Source organism: Cetobacterium sp. (assembly GCF_048470075.1).
Classification (GTDB): domain Bacteria; phylum Fusobacteriota; class Fusobacteriia; order Fusobacteriales; family Fusobacteriaceae; genus Cetobacterium_A.
The window spans coordinates 1-3790 of sequence record NZ_DBGBQB010000365.1 but is presented as its reverse complement, the minus strand read 5'-3'; the positions used below and the strand labels follow the sequence as shown (position 1 = coordinate 3790).

Below are 3790 nucleotides of genomic sequence, written 5' to 3'. Positions count from 1 at the left end.
AATATCTATCTCTGAGGATATTTGGAAAAAAGCTAAAAATAGTGATAACTATGATGAGTTTTCATTGTACTTGGAAAAAATTATAGTTCACTTTAAAAATTTTACTAAATATTGGGGATATAAAAAAAATCCATATGATGCACTATTGAAATATTATGATATAGACATAGAGTGCGAAGAGTTAGATATATTGGTGGAAGAGTTGAAAAAATTTATAATTCCTTTAGTAAAGAAGATTGTTAAAAATGATGGAATAAAATATGAGGATTTCAGTGGAGAGTATGATTATTATAAACAGCTGGAGCTTTCAAAATATATTTTAAATATTACGGGATATAATTTTAACTATGGAAGAGTGGATATAGGAGAGCATCCAACGACTTTAGCAGCTTCTTGTAAAGATGTAAGAGTGGTGACAAGTTTTGATAAAAATGATTTAAGAGTAGGAATATATAATACCTTTCATGAAGCAGGAAAAGGTCTTTATGAGCAAGGTATAAGTGAAGATTTACTGGGAACTCTTTTAGCTGAGGTAAGCTCACAAGTTTTAGAGGAGTCTCAAGCTAGGTTTTACGAAAATATAGTAGGAAGAGATAAAAACATCTCTTCAATTGTTTTAAAAAAAATAAAAGAGTTATTTCCAGAGTTAGATGATAAAAAAGAGATAGACTTCTATCGGCTAGTTAATCAAGTAAAGCCTTCACCCATAAGAATAGAGGCAGATGAATTAACATATATTTTACATATAATAATAAGGTATGAAATTGAGAAAGAGTTAATAGATGGGAGCTTATGTGTGAAAGATTTACCAAAAGTTTGGGATGAAAAATACAGAGAGTATTTGGGAGTTGTTCCAAACTCATATTCAGAAGGAGTCCTTCAAGATATCCATTGGGCTAGTGGATATTTTGGTTTTTTTCCGGTATATTTAATAGCAGAGTTGTATTCACACCAATTGAAAAAAACTTTGGAAAAAGAGTGTGTTATTTTAAATGATTTAATAGATAATGAAAGTTTAAAAAAGATGAATAAATGGTTAAAGGATAATATATATTGCCATGGAGCTCTATATAATTCAAACACTATATTAAAAAAGTTAACGAAAGAAAATTTAAGTTCAAAACACTATATAGAATATCTGAAGAACAAGTATTGTAAACTCTATAATGTAAAATAAGTCAAGGGGGAGTGTATGTTAAACAAACTGTTTTTAAAGTTAAACTTTGGGGAAAAACTTAGAAAAAATTTATTTGCAATTCTATTGATATCTTTTGGTGGAGCAATTATTTATGGGCTTCCATATTTTAGGTATGATTATTATGATGCCTACTTGGAGGCATATAATCTGAATAATACACAGATGGGAGTATTTGGAAGTATTTTTGGAGTTTTTGGAATGGTTTCATATCTATTTGGTGGTTATGTTGCAGATAGAGTTTCAGTTAGAAAACTTCTTGTTTATTCATTGGTAGGAACAGGGTTAGGAGGGTTTATTCATCTATTACCACTGTCTTTTTACTCATTAGTTGCACTTTATGCATTTTGGGGATTCTCATCACTATTTGCATTTTGGCCTGCATGTGTAAAAGCGGTGAGAATGCTTTCAGACTCTGATGGACAGGGGAAAGCTTTTGGAATTTTTGAAGGTGGAAGAGGAGTGGCAGCAGCAATAGCAGCATCCATAGCAGTAATACTTTTTAAAATTGGGGTAAAGTCTCTAGGAATATATGTTGGAATGAGGTATATAATAGTTTTTTACTCTGTTTTAACAATTTTATCTGGGATTCTTGTTCATTTTAATATGGAGGATGAAATAATCAGTAGTGGGGAGAAAATATCTATATCGGATATAAAAAATGTTATAAAACTTCCTGCTGTTTGGATCATTGCTATTGTGACATTTTGTAACTATATATTCACTTTATCACTTTATTACTTTGTTCCGTATGCAACATCTTTACTTGGAATGACAGTGACTTCAGCAGCGGTTTTAGCGGCAGTGAAAAGATATATCTCTCCTGTTTCAAATGTAGGAGGGGGAGTTCTTGGTGATAAGATAGGAACAAGTAACCTTCTATTTATATCATTTATAGGGATGGCTTTAGGAGTGACAGGGATTTTATTATTACCATTAAATGGAACAACATTAGTAATTGGAGCATTTGTTTTTCTATATATTTTAAATTATCTATTTTATCAAGTGAACTATAGTTTATCTTGGGCTATGATGGAGGAGGGAGCTATTCCAGATAAATACTCGGGAACAGCAGTGGGACTAATATCAACAATTGGTTATTTGCCCGATATCTTTCTCTCATTGATGGCTGGAAAAATTTTAGATAACTATCCAGGAGTAGCTGGTTATAGATACCTATTCATTATTTTAATCTCTGTACTTTTAGTGGGAGCAGTTTTTGTAAAAATTTGGAAATTACACCTAAGTAAAAGTAGAACTGAACAAAGGGAGATAGTGGGGGCAAAATCTTATGAATAATGAAATTTTAATGTGTTTAGATAAAGATAGATTAAATTTAGTGGAAGAGAAAGAAAAATATATTTTAGAACTTTTGGGATATGGAGATGAGAACTTATCGGAGAAGGAACAAAGAGATATTTTAAAAAGTAGAGGTATAGATTCATATGAAAAATCTAATGATATACTTTTCACACAAGTTTTTAAAAGTTTAGATAGAGATGGAAGAAATACTTTTGAAGCTCTTTGTGAAAATGGTTTTTTTGATAGAATCAATGAGAGTAAAAAAATACCTGAAATTTTAATCTTTGATGGCAAATTACAGCCTATATTTAGTTATACAAAATGCTTATTTGAAAAAGTTTATGTGGAAACATCTTTAGATACTGATGGAGATGGTAAAAGGGATTTGATTGAGGTTTTTATAAGAAGACCTAAAGAGACACTGCAGGGAATGAAAGTACCAGCTATATATGTAGCAAATCCGTATATGATGAGGTGTAATGAGGAAGTATATGAGAGTATGCACAGAGTGGATAAAGACTTAAAAACTTTTTCTGAGAAAAAAATAAGATATGAAGATGTAAAATTTAAAAGTTCTAAAAATAGATTTTATTGTGAATATGAAAGAGAGAGTAAAGGAGAGGAAAAAGTATCTTTAGCTGAAGAGGAAGCACTTGATTGTATAAGTGAATGGTATAAATATTATAATAGTCGGGGAGTAGCAAGTGTATTTTCAGGTGGATTTGGAACTAGAGGGTCTCAAGGTGTTAACTGTACGGGTTCACAGGAGGAAAAAGAGTGGACAATATCAGTTATAGAGTGGTTAAATGGAAAAAGAAAGGCATATACTAATTTAGAAGATAATATTGAGATAAAGGCTGAGTGGTGTACAGGAAAAGTTGCCATGTGTGGAAAATCTTATTTAGGAACTTTGAGTATAGCAGCAGCTACAACAGGAGTTGAAGGATTAAAAACAATTATACCAGAGGCAGCGATATCCAATTGGTATAACTACTATAGAGTTAATGGAGTTGTTGGATCTCCTCTTGAGTGGCAGGGAGATGATGCTGATCTACTTACAAAATATTGTAGAAGTAGAAACTGTACCGATAAAAATATTGAGTTAAGAAAAAGATATAACAAGTCAATTACTGAGATGGTTATGGGAGAGAATAGAGAAAATGGAAATTATAATAGATTTTGGGATGAGAGAAACTATTTAAAAGATATTAATAAAGTAAAAGCTTCAGTTTTTATAGTTCATGGATTAAATGATTGGAATGTAAAAACAAGTCATTGTAAGTTGTTATGGGA

General features: G+C 31.0%; 3 protein-coding genes. All 3 read left to right on the top strand.

Annotation, left to right across the window (positions count from 1 at the left end; all coding sequences use genetic code 11):
- Positions 1-1177, top strand: a 1177-nt coding sequence (locus ACMOUI_RS12770) for a carboxypeptidase M32 (RefSeq protein WP_418966077.1), incomplete at its 5' end; no start/stop codon positions are given.
- A gap of 15 nt (positions 1178-1192) precedes the next feature.
- Positions 1193-2494: an MFS transporter gene (locus ACMOUI_RS12765; protein ID WP_418966076.1), complete on the top strand. Its 1302-nt coding sequence runs from the start codon at positions 1193-1195 to the stop codon at positions 2492-2494.
- A partial coding sequence (locus tag ACMOUI_RS12760; RefSeq protein ID WP_418966075.1) for a CocE/NonD family hydrolase occupies positions 2487-3790 on the top strand: 1304 nt, incomplete at its 3' end. The genes ACMOUI_RS12765 and ACMOUI_RS12760, both read left to right, overlap by 8 nt.